We start from the raw sequence: 25,254 nt of genomic DNA, 5'->3' as shown, positions 1-25,254 counted from the left end.
GCGCTTGGCGACGGTCACGCACGACGACGCGATCGCCAACGCCCGCCGCCTGCTGAACGGCCAGCCCGCTGCCGCGCTCGAACAGGCGCGCGCGATCCTCGAAGCGGTGCCGACCTCGGCCGCGGCGCATCGGCTCGCCGCGCACGCGCTGCGCGCGCTGGGGCGCGAGACCGAGGCGCAGGCGGCCTCGCTTGATGCGGTGGCGGCGACGATCCACGATCCCGACATGGTCGAAGCGGCGCTGGCGCTCGCCGAGAACCGTCTGCCCGACGCCGAAGGCGCGCTGCGCGCGCGGCTCAGGACCGATGCGACCGACGTCGCGGCGATCCGCATGCTCGCCGAGGTGGCGGGGCGCATCGGTCGCTATGGCGATGCCGAGAAACTGCTCAGCCGAGCGCTCGACCTCGCGCCCGGCTTCGGCGCCGCGCGCGCAAATCTCGCCACCGTCTATTACAAGCAGAACCGCTTCGCCGACGCCGCCGAGATGCTGGGCGCGGTGCTGGGCGAGGATCCTGACAATCCCGCGCATGCCAATCTGAAGGCCGCCGCGCTCGGCCGCATCGGGGGCTATGACGAGGCGCTGGCGCTTTACGAGGCGCTGGTCACCCGCTTCCCCGGCCACGCGAAGCTGTGGATGAGTTATGGCCATATGCTCAAGACCGTCGGGCGGCAAGAGGACAGCATCGCCGCCTATCGCCGCGGGATTGCCAGCGAACCGGGGCTCGGCGAGATATGGTGGAGCCTCGCGAACCTGAAGACGATCCGGTTCGATGCCGCCGACCGCGCCACGATGGCAGCGGCGCTGGCCGCGATCGACGATGCCGATCCGGCCCGTGACGACGACCGGCTGCACCTGCATTTCGCGCTCGGCAAGGCCTATGACGACGGCGGGGAAGCAGAGCCCGCCTTTCGCCACTATGCCGAGGGCAATGCGATCCGCAGCGGCCAGCTCGGCTATGCGGCGAAGGATACGACGGCGCTCGTCGACGCGACGATCGCCGCCTGCACCGCCGATTTCTTTGACGCCCGCGCCGGGCTGGGCGACCCGCGCCCCGACCCCATCTTCATCCTCGGCATGCCGCGCGCCGGATCGACGCTGGTCGAACAGATATTGGCCAGCCATTCGGCGATCGAGGGCACGATGGAGCTGCCCGACATCCCGGCGCTGGCCTTGGGTTTCGGCCGCGCGGCGAAGGGCGAAGGGCGGCGCTGGATCGACGCGCTCGCCGAGGCACCGGCCGACAAGCTCGCCGAACTGGGTGCAAAATATCTCGCCGACACGGCGGTCCAGCGGAAAAGTGGCCGGCCCTTTTATATCGACAAACTGCCGAACAATTGGCTCTATATCCCGCTGATCCGGCTGATCCTGCCCAATGCGAAGATCATCGACGCGCGGCGCCACCCGCTCGACTGCGGCTTTTCGAACTTCCGTCAGCATTATGCGAAGGGTCAGGCGTTCAGCTATGGCCTGGCCGACATGGGCGCCTATTACCGCGATTATGTGCGGCTGATGGCGCATATCGACGCAGTGCAGCCGGGAACCGTCCACCGCGTCATCCACGAGGCCCTGCTCGACGATCCCGAGGCCGAGGTGCGCGCGATGCTCGCCTTTCTGGGGCAGCCATTCGAGGACGCCTGCATGGCGTTCCACGCCAATGTCCGCGCCGTGCGTACCGCGTCGAGCGAGCAGGTGCGCCGGCCGATCAACCGCGACGGCGTCGGCCAGTGGCGCCCCTATGACGCATGGCTCGGGCCACTCAAGGACGCGCTCGGCCCGGTGCTCGCCGCCTATCCCGCGGCGCCGGCATCGTTCGGATAAGGGTTGCAGGACAAAACGTTGCCTTTGGGCAACAGCCGACGACATTTTCGACCAATGTCCGCTTTCCGTCGCCAACAATGCTTGCGCTTGCGCTGCACTGCGTCATTCTCCGTCACATAGCTGTCATTTGTGGGGGGTCACATGCGTAACGTCACATCCGTACTGGCACGCGCCAGCGGTGCTTTGCTTGCAACTACGATCCTGTGCACGTCGGGCACGGCGCTGGCACAGGAGGCCGATACGAACGACAGCGACGACATCGTCGTCACCGCGTCGAAGCGCGAGGAAAATCTGCAGGACGTGCCGCTCGCGATCACCGCGATCGGCACCGAACGGCTGGACGAGCTGCAGGTCAAGGAATTCCAGGACGTCGTCAAATTCCTGCCCTCGGTGACGATCCAGACGCTCGCCCCCGGTTTCAGCCAAGTCTATTTCCGCGGCGTCGCATCGGGCGAGAACGCGAACCACTCGGCCTCGCTGCCGACCGTCGGCACCTATCTCGACGAAATGCCGATCACGACGATCCAGGGCGCACTCGACATCCACGCCTATGACTTCGCGCGCGTCGAGGCGCTCGCCGGGCCGCAGGGCACGCTCTATGGCGCCAGCTCGATGGCCGGCACGATCAAGCTGATCACCAATGCTCCCGATCCGGGCAGCACCTATGGTTCGGCGGGACTCGAACTCAACACGGTCAAGAGCGGCGACATCGGCGGCGTCGCCGAAGGCTTCATCAACGCCTCGCTGGGGGAAAGAGCGGCGCTGCGCCTGGTCGGCTGGTATCGCCGCGACGCGGGCTATATCGACAATATCGCGGGCAGCCGCACCTATGCGACCAGCGGCATCACCCAGAATAATGCCGATCTGGTGGAGGAAAATTACAACCAGGTCGACACCTATGGCGCACGCCTCGCGCTCGGCATCGAACTGGACGACGACTGGACGATCCGTCCGACGCTGATGGGCCAGATCCAGAAAGCCGACGGCAGCTTTGCCCAGGAACGGTCGAGCGCGGTCACCCGCAAGCTGCAGACGGTGCAATACAACCCCGAGCGCAGCGACGACAAATGGTTCCAGGCCGCGATGACCATCGAGGGCAAGATCGGCAATTGGGACCTGACCGTTACCGGCGGCCATATGCGCCGCAAGACCGAGACCGAGAGCGACTATTCGGACTATGCCTATTTCTATGACGCGCTCTACGGCTATGGCGCCTATTTCACCGACAATAATGGCGACCCGGTCAATCCGAACCAATATATCCAGGGCATCGACCGTTATAAGCGCAGCTTCGCCGAAGTCCGCGTCGCGTCGCCCGCCGACGCGCGTATCCGCTTCATCGGCGGGCTCTTCTGGCAGCGCCAGGCGCATAATATCGAACAGAATTACATCATCGACGGCATCGGCGACGCGATCACCGTCACCGGCACCGACAGCAATATCTGGCTGACCCAGCAGCTGCGCATCGACCGCGACTATGCCGCGTTCGGCGAAATCAGCTTCGACATCACCGACAAGCTGACGCTGACCGGCGGCGGGCGACTGTACAAGTTCGACAACAGCCTGGTCGGCTTCTTCGGCTATTCGGCGGGCTTTTCGAGCCGCACCGGCGAAGCGGTATGCTTCGGCCCGCCGGTCGTCGCGGGTTCGCCCTGTACCAACCTCGACAAGAGCACCAGCGACACCGATTTCATCCACAAGCTGAACCTGAACTACAAGATCAACGATGATGTTTTGATCTATGGCACCTGGTCGCGCGGCTTCCGCCCCGGCGGCATCAACCGCCGCGGCACGTTGCCCCCCTATGGCCCCGATACGCTCGACAATTACGAGTTCGGCTTCAAGACCAGCTTCGGCCCCTTCCGTTTCAACGGTGCAGTCTATCAGGAGGATTGGAACAATATCCAGCTGTCCTTCCTGGGCGCCAACGGGCTGACCGAGATCCGCAACGCGGGCATAGCCCGCATCCGCGGGTTCGAGGCCGACATCAACTTCCGCGAGGGCGGTTTCTCGCTGAACCTGGGCGGCAGTTACAACGACGCGACGATCCGCCGCGATTTCTGTCGTATCGCCAACGACGAGTTCGACTGCACAATCGATCCGCCGGGCCAGACCAATGCGCTGCTCGCCCCCGCTGGATCGCGCCTGCCGGTCACTGCCAAGTTCAAGGGCAACGCTGTCGCGCGCTATGAATTCCCGGTGGGCGACATGGAGGCGCACGTCCAGTTCGCGCTCAACCATATCGGCAAGCGCCGGTCCGACCTGCGGCCGTTCGAGAACGGCATCGTCGGGAATTTCGGCGCCTATACGACCGGTGATGTCAGCATCGGCATCAAGGGCGACAGCTGGGACGCCGAACTGTTCGCGACGAACCTGTTCAACAGCAACGGCGTGATCAACGCCGGGGTGCAGTGCGGCGAGTCGATCTGCGGCGATCCCGACGGGATCAGCAGCACCGGCGGCGTCATTTACGACAATGTCATCCGTCCACGCCTGATCGGGATCAAGGTCAGCAAGGATTTCTGACCTGTCCGCCGACATGAGCACCAACGAAAGGCCGGGCCAAAAGCTCGGCCTTTTGATGTGCGTCGCGCTCGGCATGGGCAATATGATCGGGTCGGGGGTGTTCCTGCTCCCGCGCGATCTCGCTCCCTTGGGCTGGAACGCGATCATCGGCTGGGGCGTGTCGATCGCCGGGACCCTGTGCCTCGCCATCGTCTTTGCGCGGCTCGCGAAGCGGCTGCCGACGGGGTGCGCGGCCTTCACCTATGCCGCAGAGGCCTTCGGTCCGGGCACCGGGTTCATCGTCGCGTGGAGCTATTGGATCAGCTGCTGGACGGTGGTCGCGACGCTCGCGGTCGCGGCGCTCAGCAACCTGTCGATCCTGATGCCCTGGCTCGCCGATGCCGGCCCGCTGACCGCGTGGATCGCGATCGGGTGCATCTGGCTCTTCACCCTCGTCAACCTGTTCGGCGTCCGGCGCGCGGGCGGCGCGCAGCTGCTGACGCTCGGGCTCAAGCTGATCCCGGTCGTCGGCGCGATCTTCGTGGGCATCTGGGCGCTCGGCACCGGCACCGCGCCCCCGCCGACGATGGCGGGGACCGAGCCGGTCAGCCTGTCGGCGGTGAGCTCGGCGGCGACGCTGACCCTGTTCGCGCTGCTGGGTTTCGAAAGCGCGTGCGTCGTCAGCGACCGGGTCAAGGACCCCGAACGGACGATCCCGCGCGCGACGGTCATCGCGGCGGCAGCGGTCGGCCTGCTCTATCTGTTGTCGTGCACGACGGTGACGCTGCTGGTGCCCCTCGACACGCTCCATAGTTCGAACGCGGCCTATGCGACCTTCTTCTCGCGGCTCGTCAGCCCCGAGGCGGGACAGGTCGTCGCGCTCTTCGCGGCGATCGCGGCGCTCGGCGCGCTCAACGGCTTCGTGCTGCTGCAGGGCGACATCCCGCGCGACCTCGCGCACCGCCGACTGCTCCCCGCCGCTTTCGCGCGCGACAATCGTTTCGCCTCGCCGTGGGTCACCCAGCTCGTCTCGAGCGGGCTGGCGAGCGTGATCGTCTATGCCAATTATTCGCGCGGGCTCGCCGACCTTTTCGCCTTCATGGTCAAGGTGACGACCTCGACCGCGATCATCCTCTATATCGTCGGCGCGCTCGCGGCGCTGTGGCTCGAGCGGCGGGGCGAGATGAAGGTCTCGCCGGGTTTCGTGGCGGCGACGGTCGCGGGGTTTCTCTATAGTGGTTGGGCCTTTTACGGCGCCGGGCTGGAGGCGAGCGTGTGGAGCCTGATCATGACCGCCGCGGGGCTGCCGATCTATCTGGCGATGCGGTACGCGAGGCCTGCGGCCGCCTGAACCTTGATTTCAGCTACGGAATCGCCTATCGGCGCGGTCCCACAAGCTCGGATTCGGGCTTTTCTGGAGAAATGACGTGTCGGACCGCCGGAACATCCAGGGTTTGAACCCCTGCGGCATCCGCCCGCTGTCGTAGCGCGTATTTCCTGACGCGGTGCGCCCGGGCGCTGCCGCAATTTCCAACCCGCCCATCATCACTTCTGCCGCCGGGCGCTTTGCGTCCGCCGGCCGCAGGCAGGTATCTATGTTGCACGACAGCCATTGGGCGCGCGCACTCGCGCGCGCCATCGCCACGGATCATCCGGGCAAGACCAAGACCGGCCGGGCGCTGCTCGGCTGGGCCCGCGCGCGCGCCGCCGCGCTCGGGTTCGACGAAAAAAATATCTCGCGCGCGGCGCTGCTGGCGGAGACTTCGGCCCCGCCGCCGGGCGCGCGCGAGGACGAAGGGCTGATCCAGGCGGACCGGCTGGCCGAGGCGCTCGAACTGCCGGGCGAGGAACGCGCGTTGCTGCTGCTCGCGACGGCGCTCGACCGCGCCCCGCTGACCCGCAGCCTCGAGCAGCTGATCGGGACCGAGAAACTCGACATGGAGGCGCTGGCAGGCGCGGTCACCGGGATCGCGCCGCACGCGCTGCGCCGCGCCGAGGTGGTGCGGCTCGACCTCGTCGGGCGCTGGACCGACAAGGGCGGCGGGGTCGAGTTCGGCCTCTGCTGGGCGTTCGAGCGGCTGCTCGACGCCCCGCCGGGGCGCCACGAAAGCCTGCTCGACGGCCTGCTCGGCGCACGGCAGGCGGCGCGCCATGCGCTCGAAGACTTCCCGGCGCAGCGTGGCGAGGCCGAGCTGGCCATCGCACTGCTGCGCGGGGCGATCGACCGCGGGGCGCGCGGGATCAACATCCTGATCCACGGCCCGCCGGGGACGGGCAAGACCGAGCTGGCGCGCACGCTGGCCGCCGCGGTCGGCGAACCGCTGCACGGGGTCGGCGAGGCCGACGGCGACGGCGACGAGCCCAGCCGCTTCGACCGCGTCGCCGCGCTGCGGCTGGCGCTGCGCACGCTCGAAAAGCGCGGGCGCGCGCTGCTGCTGTTCGACGAGATGGAAGATCTGCTCGGCAATGCCCGGCGCGAGCAGGACGGCCGCGTGCGCGATCGCGCGGGATCGAAGCTGTTCGTCAATCGCCTGCTCGAAGACAATGTCGTGCCGGTGATCTGGACGTCGAACGCGGTCGCCGACGTCGATGCCGCGATCCTGCGGCGCTTCAGCCTGTCGATCCCCATGGACTTCCCCGGCGCCGCGCACAGCCCGGCGATGCTCGAGCGCGTGAGCGCCGAGGAAAGCGTCGCGGTCGATCCCGCGCTGCAGGCGCTGGCCGCCACGGCGCCCGAGACGGCATCGCTGTTCCGCATCGCGGCCCGCGCGGCGGCGCTCGCAGGCGACGCCGCGAGCGCCAGCCGCTTCGCCGGATCGGTGCTCGGAACGCTGCGCGGCGAGACGATCGCACCGCGCCCGCAAGGCGCCTTCGACGAGACCTTGCTCGCCGCCGACACCGACCTGCCCGCGCTGTTCGGCGCCTTGGCCCGCACCGGCGCGCCCGCCGATTTCTCGCTGCTGCTCACGGGACCGCCGGGCACGGGCAAGACCGAGGCGGTGCAGGCGCTGGCGCGGCAGCTCGGGCGGCCGCTGCATATCAAGCGCGCGTCGGACCTGATGTCGAAATGGGTCGGCGAGACCGAAAAGGCGATCGCGAGCGCCTTTGCCGAGGCGCGGCGGCAGGGCGCGATGCTCTTCTTCGACGAGGTCGATTCGCTGCTCGCCGACCGGCAGGGGGCGTCGCGAGGCTGGGAGGTCAGCCAGGTCAACGAGCTTTTAACCTGGATGGCGGAGCATCCGCTGCCCTTTGCCGCGGCGACCAACCATGCCGCGAAGCTCGACCCCGCGTCGGCGCGGCGCTTCGTTTTCAAGGTCGAGTTGCGCCCGCTCGACGCCGCGCGGGCGCGGCGGGCATTCGCCCATTTCTTCGGCCGCGAGGCACCGGCGGCGCTGGGTCAGCTCGGCGGGCTGACGCTCGGCGACTTCGCGGTCGTTGCGCGGCAGACGCGCTTTACCGGCGCGGCGAACGATGCGGCGCTGGTCGAACGGCTGCAGCGCGAGCGCGCGGCGCGCCCGGCGATGCCGCAGCCGATCGGCTTCGGATCAGGCGCGCCACCGGGGCGCGAAGAAACCCCGGTCGCGTAGCACCACCTCCGCGGCGTTGTGCCCCGGCGCGCCGGTGACGCCGCCGCCGGGGTGGGCACCCGCGCCGCACATATAGAGGTTCTTGACCGGGCCGCGATAACCGCCGTTGCCGAGCACCGGGCGCGCCGCCCACAGCTGGTCGAGCGTCATATTGCCGTGCATGATGTCGCCGCCGATGAGGCCGAACTTCCTTTCGAGTCCCTTGGGCGACAGGCGCGTCTGGCCGACGATGCTGGCGCGGAAGCCGGGGGCATGTTCTTCGACGGTGTCGATGATCGCATCGGCGGCGGCGCCTTCCTCATCGTCCCAGTCGCGGTCGTCAGGAAGCTCGGGCGCGAATTGCTGGCAGAAGAGGCTGGCGACATGCTGTCCGGGCGGCGCGAGGCTGTCGTCGACGGTCGAGGGGATCAGCATTTCGACGATCGGCTTCTTCGACCAGCCGAACTGTTTCGCATCGAGGAAGGCGCGGTCCATATAGTCGAGCGTCGGCGCGAGGATGATCCCCGACTGGTGATGCTCGCCCGGCTCGGGCAGGCAGGTGAATTTGGGCAGTTCGCTGAGCGCCACATTCATGCGGAACGTACCGCTGCCCGCCTTGAAGCCGCGGATACGGCGCCGGAAGTCGCCCGGCAGGTCGGCGGCGTCCATCAGCCGTTCGTAGAGCAATTTCGGCCCGACATTGGCGATGACGCGCGCGGCGGCGATCTCCTCGCCGCCGGCGAGCTTCACCCCGACGGCTTTGTCGCCATCGACAAGTACCTTGTCGACCGGACTTTCGAGGCTGATCTCGACGCCGAGGTCGCGGCAGACCTTGGCCATGATCTCGGTGGTCTTGCCCATGCCGCCGACGCTGTGGCCCCAAGCGCCTTTCTTGCCATTCACCTCGCCGAAGACGTGGTGGAGCAGGACATAGGCGCTGCCCGGCGTGTCGGGGCTGGCGTAGTTGCCGACGACGGCGTCGAAACCGAACGCCGCCTTGACCTCCTCGCTTTCGAACCAGGAGTCGAGCATCGTGCGCGCCGACTTGGTGAACAGGTCGAGCACGTCGCGCTGCTGTTCGAGGCTGAGCCCTGCGAAGCGCCGCCCCTGCCGCGCGCCGTCGATCAGCGTGCGGAACCCTTCGCCCACATTGGGCGGCACACGCAGCGCGAGGTCGCGGAGCAGTTCGGCGACATTTTCGAGCGCGTCATAATATTGCGGCAGCACCTCGGCATCGCGCGCGCTGAATTTGCGGAACTCGGCCTGGGTGCGTTCGAGCCCGCCGCCGAGCTTGAGGTAACTGCCATCCTCCTGCGGCAGGAAATTGCTGATCGGCCGCTCGATCACGCGATAGCCATGATCGGCGAGCTTCATATCGGCGATCACCTTGGGCTGGAGCAGGCTGACCGTGTAGCTCGCGACCGAATTGCGGAAACCCGGCGCGAATTCCTCGGTCACCGCGGCGCCGCCGACGACGTCGCGCGCCTCTACGATACGGACCTTGAGCCCCGCCTTGGCGAGGTAGAAGGCGCAGACGAGGCCATTGTGGCCGGCGCCGATGATCAGCGCGTCGTATTTTTTGGTCATTTTTGGCTCCATCCCGCACGCGGGGCTTGGTCGAGGCGGGATTCCGGGATCAGGTCGCGCATCCGCGAACAGAAATGCTTAAGGCAGACTTCCTTGTCGCTGAGCGGGCCCATCGAGAAGCTCTTCGACGCCATGCCCTGCTGGACGCGGGTGATCAGTTCGGTGTCCTCGGCGTTGACCTGCCGATTGATACGCCAGTTGAGGTAGCGCGTCGCCTTCATCTCGCGGCGCCACTCTTTTGAATAAGCGTCGGGGAGGACGTAGCTGATCTCGCGGATCAGGCAGGTCGTCGGGCCGGTCGGCAGCCACTGCATGAAGTCGACCTGGTCGGGGTAGATGTCGAAGGCGACGTTCGGCCAGAGCTTGAAATAGAGCCAGTGGCGCTGGCGATCTTCGGGCAGATGCGGGACCGGCGGCAGCAGCCGCTGGTACATGCGTTCGGACCAGTTGACCGACGGCCGGTCGATCAAATCGCCCCACATGCGGTCGACATTATCCTGCGCCTCGACACCATAGCTCTTGCCGAACAGCCGCGTGAGGCCCGGGTGCGCAACGGGGATGTGGAGGCCGTCCGAATAATTGTCGCCGACATTCTTCCAGTTGACCTCGCGCGGACGCAGCGTGACGCGGCCGAGCGCACCGAGTTCCTCGAAGCGATAGGGTTCGACCATCGCCTCATAAGGCGCCATCATCGACGCGACCGACGGGCCGCCGTCATCCTCGAGCCGGACGAACCAGAAGCCGCGCCATTGTTCGAGCCCGACGGGGACGAGCCCCGCCTTGCCCTTGTCGAGCGTCGGGTAGCTCGCGCTGTCGGGCACGCCGGTGAGGCGGCCGTCGAGTTCGTAGGTCCAGGCGTGATAGGGGCAGACGAGCTTCTTCGCGCAGCCCGCCGCGCCGTCGAGCAGGCGCGAGCCGCGGTGGCGGCAGACGTTGGTGAAAGCGCGCACCTGACGGTCGGTGCCGCGCACCAGGATCACGCTCTCGCCGCAATAGTCGATGCTGTGCCAGTCGCCCACATTCGGGATGTCGCTGTCGTGGCAGACGACCTGCCAGCTGGGGCGAAAGATGCGGTCGAGTTCGACCGCGTGATATTCGGGGTCGCTGTAGGTCCACGCCGGCAGTGACCAGCCGTCGAGCGGGTCGATGTTATCGAAAGTGTCGCGCAGCGTTGCCATGAGTCGATCCTTGTTGTACAAGCGTATAACAAGATGCAGCCCGCTCGCCAAGCCTTTACGCGCGCAAGCGCCGATGCCCGCCGCGCCGACCTGATCGACGCGACCGCGGCGTGTCTCGCCGAGCTCGGCCTGGCGGCGACGAACGTGCGCGCGATCTGCGCGCGCGCCGGGGTGTCGCCCGGGCTTTTGCGCCATTATTTCGCGGGGATCGACGATCTGGTCGCCGCCACCTATCAGGCGACGAGCGACCGGATGGACGCGATCTTCGCCGCTGCGGTCGAGAGCGCGGGCGGCGATCCGCGCGCGCGGCTGAACGCCTATCTCACCGCAAGCTTCCGTCCCCCCGTCACTGATCCCGAGCTGCTCGGCGCCTGGACCGCCTTTTGGGCGCTGGCCCGGAGCGACGCGCGCATGACTTTGATCCACGCCGAAAGCTATGCCGGTTATCGCGCGCGGCTGGCCGAACTGCTCGCGGCGTGCGGCGCGCGCGATGCCGACCGGCTGGCGATCATGCTGACCGCGATGGTCGACGGGCTGTGGCTCGAATTGTCGCTCGACGCACAAAGCTTCGGCGCCGACGCGGCGACGACGATGATCGAACAGGCGGTCGCGGCGCTACTCGACTGAGCAACGCCGCCCTTTCCTGGTGGACCCCGGCTTTCGCCGGGGAACGGATCGTCAGAAGCTGCCCTTCACCGGACGAACGATGATTTCGCTGACGTCGACATCGGCGGGCTGTTCGACCGCGAATCGGATCGCGCGAGCGATCGCGTCGGGGGTGATCGCGATGCTGCGGAATTCGGCCATGGCGGCGGCGCTTTCCGGATCGGTGATATCATGGCCGAGTTCGGATTCGACGACGCCGGGCGAGATGATCGTCGCGCGGATATCCTGATGTTCCTGGCGAATGCCGTCGGTGATAGCCCAGACGGCGAATTTGGTCGCGCAATAGACCGCACCGGTGGGCACGACATAATGTGCGCCCAAAGAGGCGACATTGACGAAATGCCCCGAACCCTGCGCGGTGAAGCCGGGCAGCGCGGCTGCAATGCCGTTGAGGACGCCGCGGATATTGACGTCGATCATCGCGTCCCAATTGGCCGTTTCGAGCGCGGCGAGCGGCGACAGGGGCATGATGCCGGCATTGTTGACCAGCACATCGAAGCGGCCAAAGCGCTGGGTGGCATGATCAACGAAAGCCTGCATGTCGGCGCGGTTGGTGACGTCGAGAGCGCGAAACTCGGCAGTGCCGCCGGCGGCGGCGATCTCGGCCGCCAGCGCTTCGAGCCGATCGGTGCGGCGCGCGCCGAGGAGCAGTTTTGCACCGGTGGCGGCGAGCTCGCGCGCCGTAGCGGCGCCGATACCGCTGCTCGCGCCGGTGATGAGGATGACTTTGTCGGTGGTCGTCATGGTCGGTCTCCTTGTCTGCCGAGCGGCGCCTTGCCGTTCGCTGGAGACTTGTTGGGCCCGGTCGGGATAGGAGCGGTAGATCGCAGCTCCGCGATGATTGCACGATCCTCCGCATGGTGGACTTTGCGCTTGCGGGCCCCAGATCGGGATGCGACACCGCGATCATGACGAGCTTACAAGAAATGCGGGACATCCTGCTTCGCCACCGGCCGAGCGACGGCATCCACCCCTGCCCGCTACCGCGTATATCGCTTGTCCGTAGCTCCGAAGCGGGCGAACCGATGCCGGTGGTCTATGAGCCGTCGTTGTGCCTCGCGATCAGCGGGCGCAAGCGGGTGCTGATCGGCGATACCGGCTTCGTTTACGACAGCGCGCAATATCTGGTGGTGTCGGTCGACCTGCCAGTGACCGGCATGGTACTCAAGGCCAGCGCCGAGAACCCCTATCTGTGCCTGAAGCTGGACCTCGACGTCGCGGTGCTGAGCGAGTTGCTGCTCGCGCATGACGATCGTGTGCCGCGCGGCGACCATGCGGCATCGATCGCGGTGGGCCAGGTCGACCCTGCGATGCGCGACACCGCGTTGCGGCTGCTGCGCTTGCTCGACACGCCCGGTGATATTCCCGCGCTGGCACCGCTGATCGAGCGCGAATTGCTCTATCGGCTGCTGTCCGGACCGCGGGGCGCGATGCTGCGCCATATCGCGACCGCCGACACAAGGCTGCACCAGATCAGCCGCGCGGTGGCGTGGATCAAGGATCATTATTCCGGAGCGTTCAGCATCGACCATCTGGCAGGGCTGGCGGGGATGAGCCCGTCGTCCTTCCACGAGCATTTCAAGAGCGTGACGCGATTCAGTCCGCTGCAATACCGAACCCGGCTGCGCCTGCTCGAAGCGCGGCGGTTGATGGTATCCGAAGCGATCGACGCGGCAAGCGCGGGATTCCAGGTCGGCTATGACAGCCCGTCGCAGTTCAGCCGCGACTATGCCAAGGCATTCGGCATGCCGCCGCTGCGCGATGCGGCAAGGCTGCGGGCGATGCCGGCGGGGTTGCCGGGGTGAAGGATAGAGCCGATGTACGCTCTCCCCCTTCTGCAGGCGCGAGGGGAGGATCGGTTACTTCGACAAATCCCGCAGCAAGCTGTCCCAATGCGCCAGCGCCGGCGCAATCGCATCGACCGGCACACGCTCGTTGAGGCCGTGCGCATAGCTGTCGCTGGCCTTTGAGAAGAGCCCCGCGACACCGTAGCTCGGCACGCCCTGCGCGCGGAAATGATAGCTATCGGTCGCGCCCGCGCTCATCGACGGGATGATCGGCAGTCCCGGCGCGCGCGCATGGACCGCCTTCTTCACCGCCGCCATGACGTCGGGACGCAGCGGCGAGGCGTCGCTGGCGCTGGCGTCGGGATCGGGGTTTACCTTGACTGCGGGGTCGCCGATGACCCTTTCGAGCTCGGCGCGCACCGTCTCGACCGGCACGCCGGGGAAGATGCGGCAGTTGATGTTCGCGGTCGCGCGCTGGGGCAGCGCATTTTCGGCGTGGCCGCCCTTGACCAAAGTCGGCACGCAGGTGGTGCCAATCTGGCCGATATATTCGGGGTCGGCGCGGATCGCGGCGATCGCCTTCGCGTCGGCCGGATTGGCGGCGAAGGCTTTCAGCGCCGCACCGATGTCGCCGCCGACCTGGTCGGCGACGATCGGCATGCCGACCTTGGTGAGCTCGTTCTGCTGCGGGGTGAAGCGATAGGCGCCGACCTTGGCGAGCGCGTTCGACAGCTGGACGATCGCGTTGGTATCCGACGGGCGCGAGCTGTGCCCGCCCGGATTGGTGACCTCGAGAGTGAAGTCGGCATAGGTCTTCTCGCCCGCCTGCAGCCCATAATATTGCGGCTTGCCGTCCTCGGCGATCAGCCCGCCACCGCCGTCGCCGTTGAGCGCGAATTCGGCACCCTTATATTTTGCGGCAAGCGCGCGCGTCGTCGTCATCGACGTCTCCTCGTCGCCCGAGAGCAGGAGAATGATGCTGCGCTTGGGCTTGAAGCCCTCCTTCTTGAGCTGCGCCATCGCGGCGACCATCATCGACACGTCGAACTTATTGTCCTCCGACCCGCGGCCGAAGATATAGCCATTCTCCTCGACCGGGACGAAGGGATCGCGCGTCCAGTCCTTCGCGTCGGCCTCGACCACGTCCATATGGCCGAGCAGCACGATCGGCTTCGCCTGCGTCGTGCCGCGGAGCGTCGCGGCGAAGGTCGCGGTCTCGCCGATCGGGGTGATTTCGATATCGGCATCGGCGTAGCCCGCCGCCTTGAGCACGCCCGCATAATAGGCCGCGAGTTCGGGCACCTTGCCGCGGCCCATCACCGTCGGGATCGCGATGCTGTCCTTGAGGATCTTCTTCGCCGCCTCGGCATCGGCGGGCTTGGCGTGAACGGGCGCGGCGGCGAGCAGAGCGGCGGCGAGGGCGAGGGGGGCGGTAAGGTTGCGCATGGCAACGCGTTATGGCGCGTTGGTTGCGCGCGGCAAGTGCCATTTCGCCGCCGCCGCGGGAGCGACGGTTAGGCCGCCTTCTTCGCCTTCGGCGCCGGGGTCTTCGGCTTGTAGCGGCAGAGGTCGTCGACCGGGCAGCGCCAGCATTCGGGCGTACGTGCCTTGCAGATGTAGCGGCCGTGGAGGATCAGCCAGTGGTGCGCGCCGACGCGGAAGGGCTGCGGCGTCTCTTTGTCGAGCTTCTTTTCGACCGCGAGGACCGTCTTGCCCGGCGCGAGGCCGGTGCGGTTGCCGACGCGGAAGATATGCGTGTCGACCGCGAAGGTCTCCGCCCCGAACGCACAATTCATCACGACATTGGCGGTCTTGCGCCCGACGCCGGGCAATTCGACGAGCGTGTCGCGGTCGGCGGGCACCTCACCGCCGAAATCGCGGACGAGGATTTCACTGAGGGCGATGACATTCTTCGCCTTGGCGTTGAACAGCCCGATCGTCTTGATGTGCTGTTTCAGCCCTTCCTCGCCGAGGTCGATCATCGCCTGCGGGGTCGTCACCTCCTGAAACAGCCTGTGGGTCGCCTTGTTGACCCCGACGTCGGTCGCCTGCGCCGACAGCACCACCGCGACGAGCAGCTGGTAGGTGTTGCCGAACTGCAGCTCGGTCTCGGGGCTGGGGTTGAGCTCGGCGAGGCGGCGGTAGAATTCGAAGACGTCGGCCTTTTTCATTTGGGGACGGACTGCTTTCCGGCGGGGTGGGCCGCCTTCCACTCCATCGCGGCGCGGACGCGGCGTTCGACCGAGGGGTGCGAATAGAAGAGGAATTCCTCGACCGCGTTCGGGCGCGGGTTGCGATATTCGGCGGTCTTGACCAGCGCGCTCGCCATTGCGTCGGGCAGGTTCACCGTCTGCACCGAATAGAGGTCGGCCTCGGTCTCGCCCTTGCGCACCACCCAGTTCTGCACCGGCTGCGCGAGCAGGCCGAACAGCGAGACGATGAACATCAGCACCGGGAAGCCGCGCGCGTCGCCGATGCTCGCGTCGCTACCGAACAGGCGGGCGAATCGCGCAAACAGCCGGTCGGCAAGGAAGAAGAGCAGGATCGCGAGCAGCGAAAAGACCGCGACGAGCCACCAGACCTGGCCGAGGACATAATGGCCGATCTCGTGCCCGGTGACCGCCTGGACTTCATCGAGCGACGCGCCTTTCAGTGCGACGTCGGAGATGGCGATGCGCGCCGAATGGCCGAGGCCCGAGACATTGGCGGTGAAATTGTTCGACTGGCGCGAGCCGTCGAAGACGAAGATGCGCTCGGGCTCGATCCCCGCCGCCTTCGCCTGCCCCTCGAGCGCGTCGCGGACCGCGCCGGCGGGGAGCGGTTTATACTCGTTGAACAGCGGCTCGACGACGATCGGCGACAGCAGCAATATGCCGAGGATCGCGGTCGCGGCGAGCCCGCCCGACCAGATCCACCAGCGCCTGCCCGCGCGGCGGATCAGCGCATAGATGCCGAGGAAGAAGAGCGCACCGAACAGGGTGCCGATGACGAGCGAGATCGCCGACTGGCCGAGATAATCGCCGAGCGGCTGGCTGGTGCGGCCATAGGCGGTTTCGCGAAAAAAGCCCGTGTAGAGGTCCCACGGCAGGGTCAGCAGCGCCGAGAGCAGGAGGAAGGCGGCGCAGATCAGGAAAGTGCGGAGGGCCCAGCCGCGGCGTTCGAGCTTTACCGAAAGCCGGTCGAGGATGCGGAAACGGACGAAGAGGAAGGTCACGATCGCAGCAACGACGACGTTCCAGAGGAGCAGCCATTCGCTGCCCGTGGTATAGGCCGCGGCCTTGGCGAGCGCGGCAGGGCCGAGCGCGTCGATAGTGGCGGCGGTGGCGGTCGCGGGGTCGAAGGTCATCACGGGCTCCTCGGGCGACGGATCAGCGCAGCCAGCGGCTGAGCGACGGAAAGGCGGGCTTGCCCTCGGCGAGCGCGGTGCGCAGGTCCGCGGTCATGCCATAGACGCCGAGCATCGGCGCACCGATATAATGGCCGGTCGCGAAACTGGTCCGAAGCTTCGCCGAATCGCCGCGATAGCCGCCGTCGTGGAACAATTGCCGCAGCGGCAGGTCGCACGGCAGCGACGCGGCGTAGGACCAGGCGATCGCCACCATCTCGTCGGTGGCATCGGCCTCGAGCGGGCCGAGCGTCGCGCGATCCTCGGCGGGAACGGCAGCGATATGGCCGGCCTCGTGGAGCAGGTCACCGGGCCACACCGGCGTGTCGGGGTCGATGAGGATGCGGCCGCCCACGATCGCGAGGCCGTCGAGGAGTTGCTCCTTTTGATCGCCGATCCAGTCGACCTCGATTCCGATTTCTTCGAGAAAGGGCAGGATGCGTGCGGCCGCGGCCTCGCCGCCGCCCTCGTCGCGCCAAGTGCAGGCGGTTGCGGTGACCTTGGTCATAGCCCCAGCACCTGCGGCATGGTGTAGCGGCCCGGCCGCTGATGGAGCAGCCACAGCGCGGCCTTCACCGCGCCGCGCGCGAAGATCATGCGGTTTTCGGCGCGGTGCGACAGGGTGATCATTTCCTCATTGCCCGCGAAGATCACGTCATGGTCGCCCGCGACGGTGCCGCCGCGTAAGGACGCGAAGCCGATCTTGCCATGGCCGCGCGCGCCGGTGACGCCGTCGCGGCCGCGTTCGGAGCAGGTCGCGAGGCCGATGCCGCGGCCGTCGGCGGCGGCCTGGCCGAGCAGCAGCGCGGTGCCGCTGGGGGCGTCGACCTTCATCCGGTGGTGCATCTCGACCACCTCGATATCCCAGTCGGCGTCGAGGCGGCTTGCGGCTTCCTTCACCAGATGCGCCAGCAGGGTGACGCCGAGCGAGGTGTTGCCCGTCTGGAGCACCGCAATGTCGCTCGCAGCATCGTCGATCAGCCAGTGGTGGCGCTCCTCGAGCCCGGTGGTACCGATCACGATCGGGGTCCTGGCCGCGATGCAGGCGTCGAGCGTTGCTTCCAGAGCAGCCGGCGAGGAGAAGTCGATGAGGACGTCGGCGTCGGCGGCGAGCTTCGCGATATCGCCGCCCTTGTCGATGCCGCAATGGCGCGCGCCCGCCTCGGCCGCCGCGGCGGCGAGCACGACGCCCATCCGGCCCTGGCTGCCGACGATGCCGATGCTGGTCATGATCCGTCCCCTGAAATACGGCCTCCCTTTAACCGTTCGTGTCGAGCGAAGTCGAGACACGTTGGCGCCATCTTTCGCGTGTCTCGACTTCGCTCGACACGAGCGGATAAGAGGGGCGCATGACCAAGATCGAAAATATCGTGATCCTGACCGGCGCCGGGGTTTCGGCCGAGAGCGGGATCGACACGTTTCGCGACGGCGGCGGATTGTGGGAGCAGCACCGCGTCGAGGATGTCGCGACGCCCGAGGCATATATCCGCGACCCCGATCTGGTGCACCGCTTCTATGATGCGCGGCGCGCGGCGATCCAGACCAAGCTGCCAAACGCGGCGCACGACGCGCTGGCACGGCTCGACGCCGGTTGGGCGGGCGAGTTGCTGATCGTGACGCAGAATGTCGACGACCTGCACGAGCGTGCGGGCGCACGGCGGCTGATCCATATGCATGGCGAGCATCTCAAAGCTTGGTGCACGGCGTGCGATGCGCGGAGCGAATGGACGGGGACCTTGCTCGACCGGCCCGTGTGCCCGGCCTGCGGCGTGGCGGGATATCTCCGCCCCGACGTCGTGTGGTTCGGCGAGATGCCGTACGACATGGACGCGATCTACCGCGCGCTGAACCGGGCGGACCTGTTCGTGTCGATCGGCACCTCGGGCGCGGTCTATCCCGCCGCGGGCTTCGTCCGCGAAGCGCGCGCCAGCGGGGCACGGACGCTGGAGCTCAACATGGAGCCGAGCCAGGGGTCGCACTGGTTCGACGAAGCGCGGCACGGACCGGCGAGTGTGCTGGTGCCGGCTTGGGTCGAGGAAATGCTCGGCGAGTGAGTGGGCGGGCGTCGGCTCTGGAAATTATTTCGCACGAAGCCACGAAGCCACAAAGGGGTTCTCAGTTTCTCCGTTCGTGCTGAGCTTGTCGAAGCACTGTTCTTCTTCAAGTGCTGAAGAAAGAACGGCCCTTCGACAAGCGCAGGGCGAGCGGGTTTCGAGCCCCTTTGTGGCTTCGTGGCTTTGTGCGAGTCAAAATCGCGGCTTGCCGAGATCATACTACCGCCGCTCGGCAAAAAACGCCTTGAGCAGCCCCGCCGCCTCGCCCGCGCCGATGCCGTCGTAGATTTCGGGGCGGTGGTGCACCGTCGGCTGGCTGAAGGTGCGCGGGCCGTGGACCACCGCGCCGCCCTTGGGGTCGTCGGCGCCGTAATAGAGGCGCGCGATGCGGGCGTGGGCGATCGCGCCGGCGCACATCGCGCAGGGTTCGAGCGTGACATAGAGGTCGCAGCCGTCGAGGCGCTCATTGCCGAGTTTCGCCGCCGCGGCGCGAATCGCGACGATTTCGGCATGCGCGGTCGGGTCGTGTGATTCGCGGGGGCGGTTGTGGCCCTCGCCGATGATCGCGCCGTCCTTGACCACCACCGCGCCGACGGGCACTTCGCCCCATTCGGCGGCGATCCGCGCGAGATCGAGCGCGCGGCGCATCGGTTCGGGAAGCGGGAAATGGGCGGTCATTGTCGGTTCCTGCTGCGCAGGAACGCCCGGCACCGGCCCGCTCCCCCACCCGGCCTCCCATAGTTTCCTATGGTCGGGGAGGCCGGGTGGGGGAGCGGGCCGGTGCCGGATCCACGCAGTGGAAATAGTCCTATGCGCTTGACGAATCCCCGGCAAGCCGATAAGCGCGCGCCTTTCCCGGCCCACCCGGTCTCGTAAGTGCCTTGCGGCACGACCGGCACGCCGCCCATTGATTCGAGGAAGAAGACCATGTCGCGCATCTGCGAACTCACCGGCAAGGGCCGCCAGGTTGGCCACAATGTGAGCCACGCCAACAACAAGACCAAGCGCACCTTCCTGCCCAATCTGCAGAATGTGACTTTGCTGTCGGACGCGCTGGGCAAGGGCGTCAAGCTGCGCGTGTCGACCCACGGCCTGCGTTCGGTCGAGCACAATGGTGGCCTCGACAACTGGCTGCTGAAGGCCGGCGACGACCAGCTGTCGGCGACCGCGCGCAAGGTGAAGAAGGAAGTGGCGAAGAAGTTGGCCGAAAAGGCCGCTTAAGCCCTCCACCCTTTCGAATCGCAATCAGGCCGCCGGTTTACCGCGCGGCCTTTTTGCTGTCCGCCCGTCGCGGAGGTAGTTCGACCAGTTCGAACTGGAGCAGCAGGCTGCGCTGCCAGCTGTTGAAATTATCGTCGGCGACGAGCCACAGGAAGGTGCGTCCGTCCTCGACAGACACCGCCGCACCCTCGTAATTTTCGCGCAGCGCGTCTGGGACCGTACCGATCGTCACCGAACGCACCACCCCGACCTTTGCGATGTCGGCGGGATCGACGATGGCGAGCGTGGTCGTGAACAGCGGCGACACACCGAGCGAGCGGTGGACGAGGAGGATGCGGCCGTCGGGGAGCGGCGCTGCGTCGCTGACCTGCCCCTTGCCCTCAGCATCGTAGAAGAAGCGTATCTCGCGCTTGCCGGGCGCTGCGGGGTCGCCGGCGAAGAGCAAGGCCTCGCGCCCGCGGTCGTCGTCGTCGGCATCCTCCGAAAAGACGATCGTCCGTCCGTCCGGGAGGCGCGCCATCGCCTCGGCGCCGCGATTCGCCGGCCAGCGCGCGAGCTGCGCCGATTTGTTGCGCGATTCGATATGGGTGAGCGCGGGGTCGAGCCGCCAGATCTGGTCGATCCCCTCGAGCGCGACCCAGATTCTGCCACTCGCGGGGTCGACCGCGACCGCCTCGCTGTCGGTGAAGGCCTTGCTGCCCGGGTTGCGCGGCGGCAGCGGCAGCGTGGCGATGGTCACTGCCTCCACGCCGCTTTCCCCGAGCGTCAGCCGCACCGCATGGCCATTGTCGCCGAGCAGCAGGAAGCGGCCGGGGCCGAGCCGTGCCAGCGCCGAGAAGCCGCCGAAGAAGCTGTTCGGACTGGTCAGGCGCCAGCCGCGCACGAAGCGTAGGCTGCCGCTGGTCGCCGCGGGGTGGATCAGCGGGCGCGCACTCGCGCTTTGGCTGCGATCGACGAGGGGGTAGCGATAGTGCGTCCCGGGCACCGGCCCGAGCGTCAGGAAGATGAGGGCGGCGGGGAGGAGGCGGCGCATCGCCGCGGGCGTAGAGCGAAGCGCGGACAAAGGAAAGCCCGCGAAAGCGTGGGCGAAGCTGAACCTCGGGCAACCGAGGCTGAACGTCAGCCAACAGCCGCGTTCAGGCTCGGCTCAAAGCGAATCACCTAGAACCTCTTTCATCGACCACCGCCCAGACGGGCCACACGACGAAAGAAGGAGACTGAAAATGAAAAAGATGGTGACCCTCTCGATCGCCGCCCTGATGTCCACCGCGACGCTGGGCCTGGCAGCAACCCCCGCCGCGGCGCAGAATGGCTATTACGACCGCGATGGCTATTCGAGCTATAACGCCGGTTACGACCGCGACGACCGCCGCTATGACCGTCGTTACGATCGCCGCGACAATCGCCGCGATTACCGGAACGACCGCCGTTACAACCAGCAGCGCTACAACCAGCGCTATCGCAACCAGTGCGACAACGGCACCGGCGGCACGATCATCGGCGCGATCGCCGGCGGCCTGGCCGGTCATGAAATCGCCGGTCGCGGCGACCGCACGGTCGGCACGATCATCGGCGGCGCCGTCGGCGCCATCGCCGGCCGCGCGATCGACAAGGGGAATGACGGCTGCCGCTAAGGGCTGACCCGACCCCCAATAAACTTATCTTCCTTTGCAGCCCCGTCCGGTCTCGTACCGGGCGGGGTTTTCTTTGCGTATGGCGCTTTGCCCGCCGGGGTTGCCATCACTTCGTCGCACGCCTAGTCTGTCCCCAAGTGCACGTCCGGTCTTCGGGCGCGTGAGAAACAGGTAAGTATAGCCATGCGGCAAATGGCAGCGCCCCAGGGGCGGTCGCCGCGGCCCGGGGCGGCAGCGGCGCAGAATCGGAAACCGGCCGGCGCGCATGACCGGCCAACGCCCTTTACGCGGCCCAAAAGCTATGCCGCGATCGACCTTGGCACCAACAATTGCCGGCTGCTCATCGCGCGGCCGCAGGATGGCGAACTGGTCGTCATCGACGCCTTTTCGCGCATCGTCCGGCTCGGCGAAGGCCTCCACGGCAGCGGGCGGATCAGCGAGGCGGCGATGGACCGCGCGGTCGCGGCGCTGTCGATCTGCGCCGACAAGCTCCGCCGCCGCCACGTCAGCCTGTCGCGCGCGGTCGCGACCGAGGCGTGCCGCCGCGCCGCCAATGGCCAGGAACTCGCCGACCGCGTCAAGCGCGAGACGGGAATCGTGCTCGACATCATCTCGCCCGCCGAGGAAGCGCGGCTGGCGGTGCTCGGCTGCCACAATCTGATGGAGCCCGGCGACGGGCCCGCGCTGATCTTCGACATCGGCGGCGGGTCGACCGAGCTGATGCATGTCGAGGGCAGCGGCAACGACGTCGCGATCCGCGACTGGGTGAGCGTGCCGTGGGGGGTGGTGTCGCTGACCGAACATGCCTCGCCGAATGGCGCGACGATGGCCGACCGCCAGGCAAGCTATGACCATATGCGCGCGACGACGCGCGAGGCCTTTGCCGCCTTCGCCGCGCGCGCCGAGCGTCATGCGGGGCAGAAGCTGCGCCTGCTGGGCACCAGCGGCACGGTGACGACGCTCGCCAGCGTGTTCCTCGACCTGCCGCGCTACGACCGGCGCGCGGTCGACGGACTGGTGGTGCCCTGCGACGCGATGCGCGACATCAGCCGCCGCTTGGCCGAGGCGAGCATCGCCGACCGCGCCGAGATCGGCTGCATCGGGCGCGAGCGCGCCGACCTGGTCGTCGCGGGCTGCGCCATTCTGGAAAGCATCATCGACCTGTGGCCCGCCGCGCGCGTCGGGGTCGCCGACCGCGGTATCCGCGAAGGCATCCTCCGCACGCTCGCGATGCAGGGCCGCGACGTGCCCGTGACGCGGCGCGAGTATCGCAAATGAGCCAGGGGAAGGGTGGCGGCCGGGGCAGCCGCGGCGGGCTGCACGTCCGCGTCAAGACCGCGAAGAAGCGCAGCACCTCGTCGACGCGCTGGCTGGCACGGCAGCTCAACGACCCCTATGTCCGCCGCGCGCAGGCCGAGGGTTATCGCTCGCGCGCCGCGTACAAGCTGATCGAGCTCGACGAGAAATTCGCCTTCGTCAAAAAGGCGCGCGCCGTCGTCGACCTGGGCATCACCCCCGGCGGCTGGTCGCAGGTGGTGCGGCAAACCAACCCGCGCGCCAGGATCGCGGGTATCGACCTGCTCGAATGCGAGCCGATCGAGGGGGTCGAAATCCTGCAGATGGATTTCATGGACGATGCCGCGCCCGCGGCGCTCATGGAGGCCTTGGGCACCGCGCCCGACCTGGTGATGTCCGACATGGCGGCGAACACCGTCGGGCATCAGCAGACCGATCACCTGCGCACCATCGGGCTCGCCGAGACCGCCGCCGATTTTGCGGTGCGCACGCTGCTGCCCGGGGGAAGCTTCGTCGCCAAGGTGTTTGCGGGCGGCGCCGACCACAGCCTGCTCACCCTGCTCAAGCAGAATTTCGCGACGGTGAAGCACGCCAAGCCGCCCGCGAGTCGCAAGGGATCGCCCGAATTGTTCGTCGTCGCGCAGGGCTTCAAGGGACGGAAAGACGTGGCGGAGGACTAGGTCGGCGGTCCGGTTCCGGGCGGAGCGGGCGAAAGCGATCCTCCCCGTTCCGGGGAGGATCAGCAACGTCCGCTCTCCACTCCCAAGCCGACATTCGCTTCGTCGCGTCTGCTGATCCAGATCATTGCCGAGACTTTTCATCGCCGATACATGTGGCTGGTCGCAGACAGGGCGCCGGTCGTCTCACTGCGTGTCGACAACCGGGGAATATCCATGCGCCGTGACTTGCGAAAATCCATTGCCCTGCTGACGATGTCGGCCTTCGTCCTCGCCGCGTGCGGCGGGGGAGGCGGCGGCGGCGGTGGCGGTGGCGGGGGGCCTGTGACGGTCACCCCGACGCCCACACCCACGCCGACCCCCACGGCAAGCTGCAGCCTGTCGGCGCGTCAGGACTTCGCCAAGGCGGTGATCGACGAATGGTATCTGTTCCCGAACGACGTCGCGACCGGCGTCAACAAGGCGGCGTATAGCGATGTCCAATCCTATATCGACGCGCTCGTCGCGCCCGCACGTGCGCTCCGCAAGGACCGCTTCTTCACCTACATCACGTCGATCGCGGAGGAGAATGCCTTCTTCTCGAGCGGATCGACCGCGGGATTCGGCGTGCGGCTGAGCTACAACAGCGGCACGCAGCGCGTGGTGATCGCCGAAGCTTATGAAGGCGCGCCGGCGCTCGCGGCGGGCATCGACCGCGGCACGCAGATCACGGGCATCGGCACCACCACCTCGAATGTCCGCTCGATCGCCGACATCGTCGCGACGAGCGGTACCGGCGGCATCATCAGCGCGCTGGGTCCCGACGATCCGGGCGTCACGCGCGTGCTGCGCATCGTCGATGGCGGGGGCACACGCGATGTCACCGTCTCCAAGGCCGATTTCGAGATCGACCCGATTTCGGACCGCTATGGCGCCAAGATCATTACCGAGGGCGGCAAGAGCTACGGCTATCTGAACCTTAGAACCTTCATCAGTTCGGCGAACCCGCAGCTGCGCACCGCCTTCGCCAATTTCCGCGCGCAGGGCGTGACCGACATCGTCATCGACTTCCGCTACAACGGCGGCGGCCTCGTCAGCACAGCCGAACTGATGGGCGACCTGCTCGGTCGCAACCGGACGTCGAGCGAGCTGTTCTCGCGCACCGATTTCCGCCCGTCCAAAGCCACCGAGAACGATCGCCATTTCTTCACCAGCCAGCCCGAATCGATCGCGCCGACGCGCATCGCCTTCATCGGCACGGGATCGACCGCCTCGGCCAGCGAACTCGTGATCAACGGCATGTTGCCCTATCTCGGCACCAACATGACGCTGGTCGGCAGCAACACCTTCGGCAAGCCGGTGGGCCAGATCGCCCTCGACCGGGCCGCCTGCGACGACCGCATGCGCGTGGTTGCCTTCGCGACGGGCAATGCGGCGGGGCAGAGCGACTATTATGACGGCCTGGCGCCCAAGATCGCCAACAGTTGCGCGGCCGGCGACAATCTGTCGTTCCAGCTCGGCGACCCGAACGAGCCGTCGCTGCGCGCCGCGCTCGACTTCCTTGCTGGACGCAGTTGCGGCGCGCGGATCACCGCCCTCGATACGCGCACATCGTCGTCGGGCCGTATCGCCCCCGGGCTCGCCCCCGAGCCCGCCATGCTGGCAAGCGATGCGCCGAGCGCGGCACAGCGCGAACTGCCGGGCCTGTTCTGAGGCGACGCCGCCCCCTTGCAAGCCGCGGAAAGCGCGCCCATATTCCCTCTATCGTCAACAAGCGAAAGGAGGTGGTCGAATGTCTCATTGTCCCATGCCGCACGCGGCAGAATCGAGCCCGGCCGTCCGCGCGGAGGTCTCTCTCGGCTAAGGCCGCGAACGCCAAGACAATGGAAGGGCCGTCCCG

Annotated in this window: 22 protein-coding genes; 12 read left to right on the top strand and 10 right to left on the bottom strand. The window is 67.3% G+C overall.

Annotated elements, in window-relative coordinates; genetic code table 11:
• The first annotated feature begins 4 nt into the window (after positions 1-4).
• The 4 genes from BWQ93_RS17300 to BWQ93_RS17285 all read left to right on the top strand — a co-directional run bounded on the left by BWQ93_RS17300 (position 5) and on the right by BWQ93_RS17285 (position 7,911).
• Positions 5-1,819, top strand: coding sequence for a sulfotransferase (locus BWQ93_RS17300; RefSeq protein ID WP_077031577.1), 1,815 nt, complete (start codon positions 5-7; stop codon positions 1,817-1,819).
• A 141-nt stretch (positions 1,820-1,960) separates the two neighbouring features.
• Positions 1,961-4,345 carry a TonB-dependent receptor gene (locus BWQ93_RS17295; RefSeq protein WP_077031576.1) on the top strand — a complete coding sequence of 795 codons (2,385 nt, stop codon included), beginning with the start codon at positions 1,961-1,963 and terminating at the stop codon, positions 4,343-4,345.
• Positions 4,346-4,358: 13 nt separating this feature from the next.
• Positions 4,359-5,675: an APC family permease gene (locus BWQ93_RS17290; protein ID WP_077031575.1), complete on the top strand. Its 1,317-nt coding sequence runs from the start codon at positions 4,359-4,361 to the stop codon at positions 5,673-5,675.
• A gap of 244 nt (positions 5,676-5,919) precedes the next feature.
• A complete protein-coding gene (locus tag BWQ93_RS17285; protein ID WP_077031574.1) occupies positions 5,920-7,911 on the top strand; it encodes an AAA family ATPase in 1,992 nt (663 codons plus the stop codon).
• On the opposite strand, the gene BWQ93_RS17280 is transcribed toward BWQ93_RS17285, so the two are convergent.
• Positions 7,870-9,477 carry a phytoene desaturase family protein gene (locus BWQ93_RS17280; RefSeq protein WP_077031573.1) on the bottom strand — a complete coding sequence of 536 codons (1,608 nt, stop codon included), beginning with the start codon at positions 9,475-9,477 and terminating at the stop codon, positions 7,870-7,872. The genes BWQ93_RS17285 and BWQ93_RS17280 overlap by 42 nt on opposite strands.
• The gene (locus tag BWQ93_RS17275; RefSeq protein ID WP_077031572.1) at positions 9,474-10,655 is read right to left on the bottom strand and encodes an aromatic ring-hydroxylating oxygenase subunit alpha; all 1,182 of its coding nucleotides are present in this window, start codon (positions 10,653-10,655) and stop codon (positions 9,474-9,476) included. The genes BWQ93_RS17280 and BWQ93_RS17275 overlap by 4 nt, the downstream gene beginning before the upstream one ends.
• 33 nt (positions 10,656-10,688) lie before the next feature.
• Here BWQ93_RS17275 and BWQ93_RS17270 point away from each other — a divergent pair, with 33 nt between their 5' ends.
• On the top strand, positions 10,689-11,282 hold the full coding sequence (locus tag BWQ93_RS17270) for a TetR family transcriptional regulator C-terminal domain-containing protein (protein ID WP_077031571.1): 594 nt from the start codon (positions 10,689-10,691) through the stop codon (positions 11,280-11,282).
• A gap of 51 nt (positions 11,283-11,333) precedes the next feature.
• On the opposite strand, the gene BWQ93_RS17265 is transcribed toward BWQ93_RS17270, so the two are convergent.
• The gene (locus BWQ93_RS17265; protein WP_077031570.1) at positions 11,334-12,065 is read right to left on the bottom strand and encodes an SDR family oxidoreductase; all 732 of its coding nucleotides are present in this window, start codon (positions 12,063-12,065) and stop codon (positions 11,334-11,336) included.
• A gap of 164 nt (positions 12,066-12,229) precedes the next feature.
• Here BWQ93_RS17265 and BWQ93_RS17260 point away from each other — a divergent pair, with 164 nt between their 5' ends.
• Complete coding sequence (locus BWQ93_RS17260; RefSeq protein ID WP_077032501.1) at positions 12,230-13,126, top strand: AraC family transcriptional regulator; 897 nt, start codon at positions 12,230-12,232, stop codon at positions 13,124-13,126.
• Positions 13,127-13,180: 54 nt separating this feature from the next.
• Here the strand turns inward: BWQ93_RS17260 and BWQ93_RS17255 are convergent, their stop codons facing one another.
• The 5 genes from BWQ93_RS17255 to dapB all read right to left on the bottom strand — a co-directional run bounded on the left by BWQ93_RS17255 (position 13,181) and on the right by dapB (position 17,723).
• A complete protein-coding gene (locus tag BWQ93_RS17255) occupies positions 13,181-14,554 on the bottom strand; it encodes a M20/M25/M40 family metallo-hydrolase (RefSeq protein WP_077031569.1) in 1,374 nt (457 codons plus the stop codon).
• A 68-nt stretch (positions 14,555-14,622) separates the two neighbouring features.
• Entirely contained in the window at positions 14,623-15,279 is a 657-nt protein-coding gene (gene nth / locus BWQ93_RS17250) for an endonuclease III (protein WP_077031568.1), read from the bottom strand.
• Positions 15,276-16,454, bottom strand: a complete 1,179-nt coding sequence (locus BWQ93_RS17245; RefSeq protein WP_077031567.1) for a M48 family metalloprotease — start codon at positions 16,452-16,454, stop codon at positions 15,276-15,278. Before BWQ93_RS17245 ends, nth begins: the two co-directional genes overlap by 4 nt.
• Before the next feature lie 22 nt (positions 16,455-16,476).
• On the bottom strand, positions 16,477-17,001 hold the full coding sequence (locus tag BWQ93_RS17240; protein ID WP_083720995.1) for a hypothetical protein: 525 nt from the start codon (positions 16,999-17,001) through the stop codon (positions 16,477-16,479).
• Positions 16,998-17,723, bottom strand: a complete 726-nt coding sequence (gene dapB / locus BWQ93_RS17235; RefSeq protein WP_077031566.1) for a 4-hydroxy-tetrahydrodipicolinate reductase — start codon at positions 17,721-17,723, stop codon at positions 16,998-17,000. Before dapB ends, BWQ93_RS17240 begins: the two co-directional genes overlap by 4 nt.
• Positions 17,724-17,842: 119 nt before the next feature.
• Here dapB and BWQ93_RS17230 point away from each other — a divergent pair, with 119 nt between their 5' ends.
• Positions 17,843-18,547 (top strand): NAD-dependent deacylase, encoded by a 705-nt coding sequence (locus BWQ93_RS17230; RefSeq protein ID WP_077031565.1) that lies wholly within the window; start codon positions 17,843-17,845, stop codon positions 18,545-18,547.
• Between the two features lie 219 nt (positions 18,548-18,766).
• Here BWQ93_RS17230 and tadA read toward each other — a convergent pair whose 3' ends face one another.
• Entirely contained in the window at positions 18,767-19,225 is a 459-nt protein-coding gene (gene tadA / locus BWQ93_RS17225; protein WP_077031564.1) for a tRNA adenosine(34) deaminase TadA, read from the bottom strand.
• 249 nt (positions 19,226-19,474) lie between these two features.
• Here tadA and rpmB point away from each other — a divergent pair, with 249 nt between their 5' ends.
• Positions 19,475-19,768, top strand: a complete 294-nt coding sequence (gene rpmB, locus BWQ93_RS17220) for a 50S ribosomal protein L28 (protein ID WP_077031563.1) — start codon at positions 19,475-19,477, stop codon at positions 19,766-19,768.
• A gap of 37 nt (positions 19,769-19,805) precedes the next feature.
• Here rpmB and BWQ93_RS17215 read toward each other — a convergent pair whose 3' ends face one another.
• Positions 19,806-20,801 carry an esterase-like activity of phytase family protein gene (locus tag BWQ93_RS17215; RefSeq protein WP_077031562.1) on the bottom strand — a complete coding sequence of 332 codons (996 nt, stop codon included), beginning with the start codon at positions 20,799-20,801 and terminating at the stop codon, positions 19,806-19,808.
• Between the two features lie 190 nt (positions 20,802-20,991).
• Here BWQ93_RS17215 and BWQ93_RS17210 point away from each other — a divergent pair, with 190 nt between their 5' ends.
• The 4 genes from BWQ93_RS17210 to BWQ93_RS17195 all read left to right on the top strand — a co-directional run bounded on the left by BWQ93_RS17210 (position 20,992) and on the right by BWQ93_RS17195 (position 25,067).
• Complete coding sequence (locus BWQ93_RS17210; RefSeq protein WP_083720993.1) at positions 20,992-21,402, top strand: glycine zipper 2TM domain-containing protein; 411 nt, start codon at positions 20,992-20,994, stop codon at positions 21,400-21,402.
• A 183-nt stretch (positions 21,403-21,585) separates the two neighbouring features.
• Positions 21,586-22,680 (top strand): Ppx/GppA phosphatase family protein, encoded by a 1,095-nt coding sequence (locus BWQ93_RS17205; RefSeq protein ID WP_077031561.1) that lies wholly within the window; start codon positions 21,586-21,588, stop codon positions 22,678-22,680.
• Positions 22,677-23,378 (top strand): RlmE family RNA methyltransferase, encoded by a 702-nt coding sequence (locus BWQ93_RS17200; protein WP_077031560.1) that lies wholly within the window; start codon positions 22,677-22,679, stop codon positions 23,376-23,378. Before BWQ93_RS17205 ends, BWQ93_RS17200 begins: the two co-directional genes overlap by 4 nt.
• 213 nt (positions 23,379-23,591) lie before the next feature.
• Complete coding sequence (locus tag BWQ93_RS17195) at positions 23,592-25,067, top strand: S41 family peptidase (RefSeq protein WP_077031559.1); 1,476 nt, start codon at positions 23,592-23,594, stop codon at positions 25,065-25,067.
• Positions 25,068-25,254 lie beyond the last annotated feature (187 nt).

Source organism: Sphingopyxis sp. QXT-31, assembly GCF_001984035.1.
GTDB lineage: Bacteria > Pseudomonadota > Alphaproteobacteria > Sphingomonadales > Sphingomonadaceae > Sphingopyxis.
The sequence above is the reverse complement of the archived record's forward strand: the minus strand, read 5'-3'. Positions and strand labels throughout refer to the sequence as shown.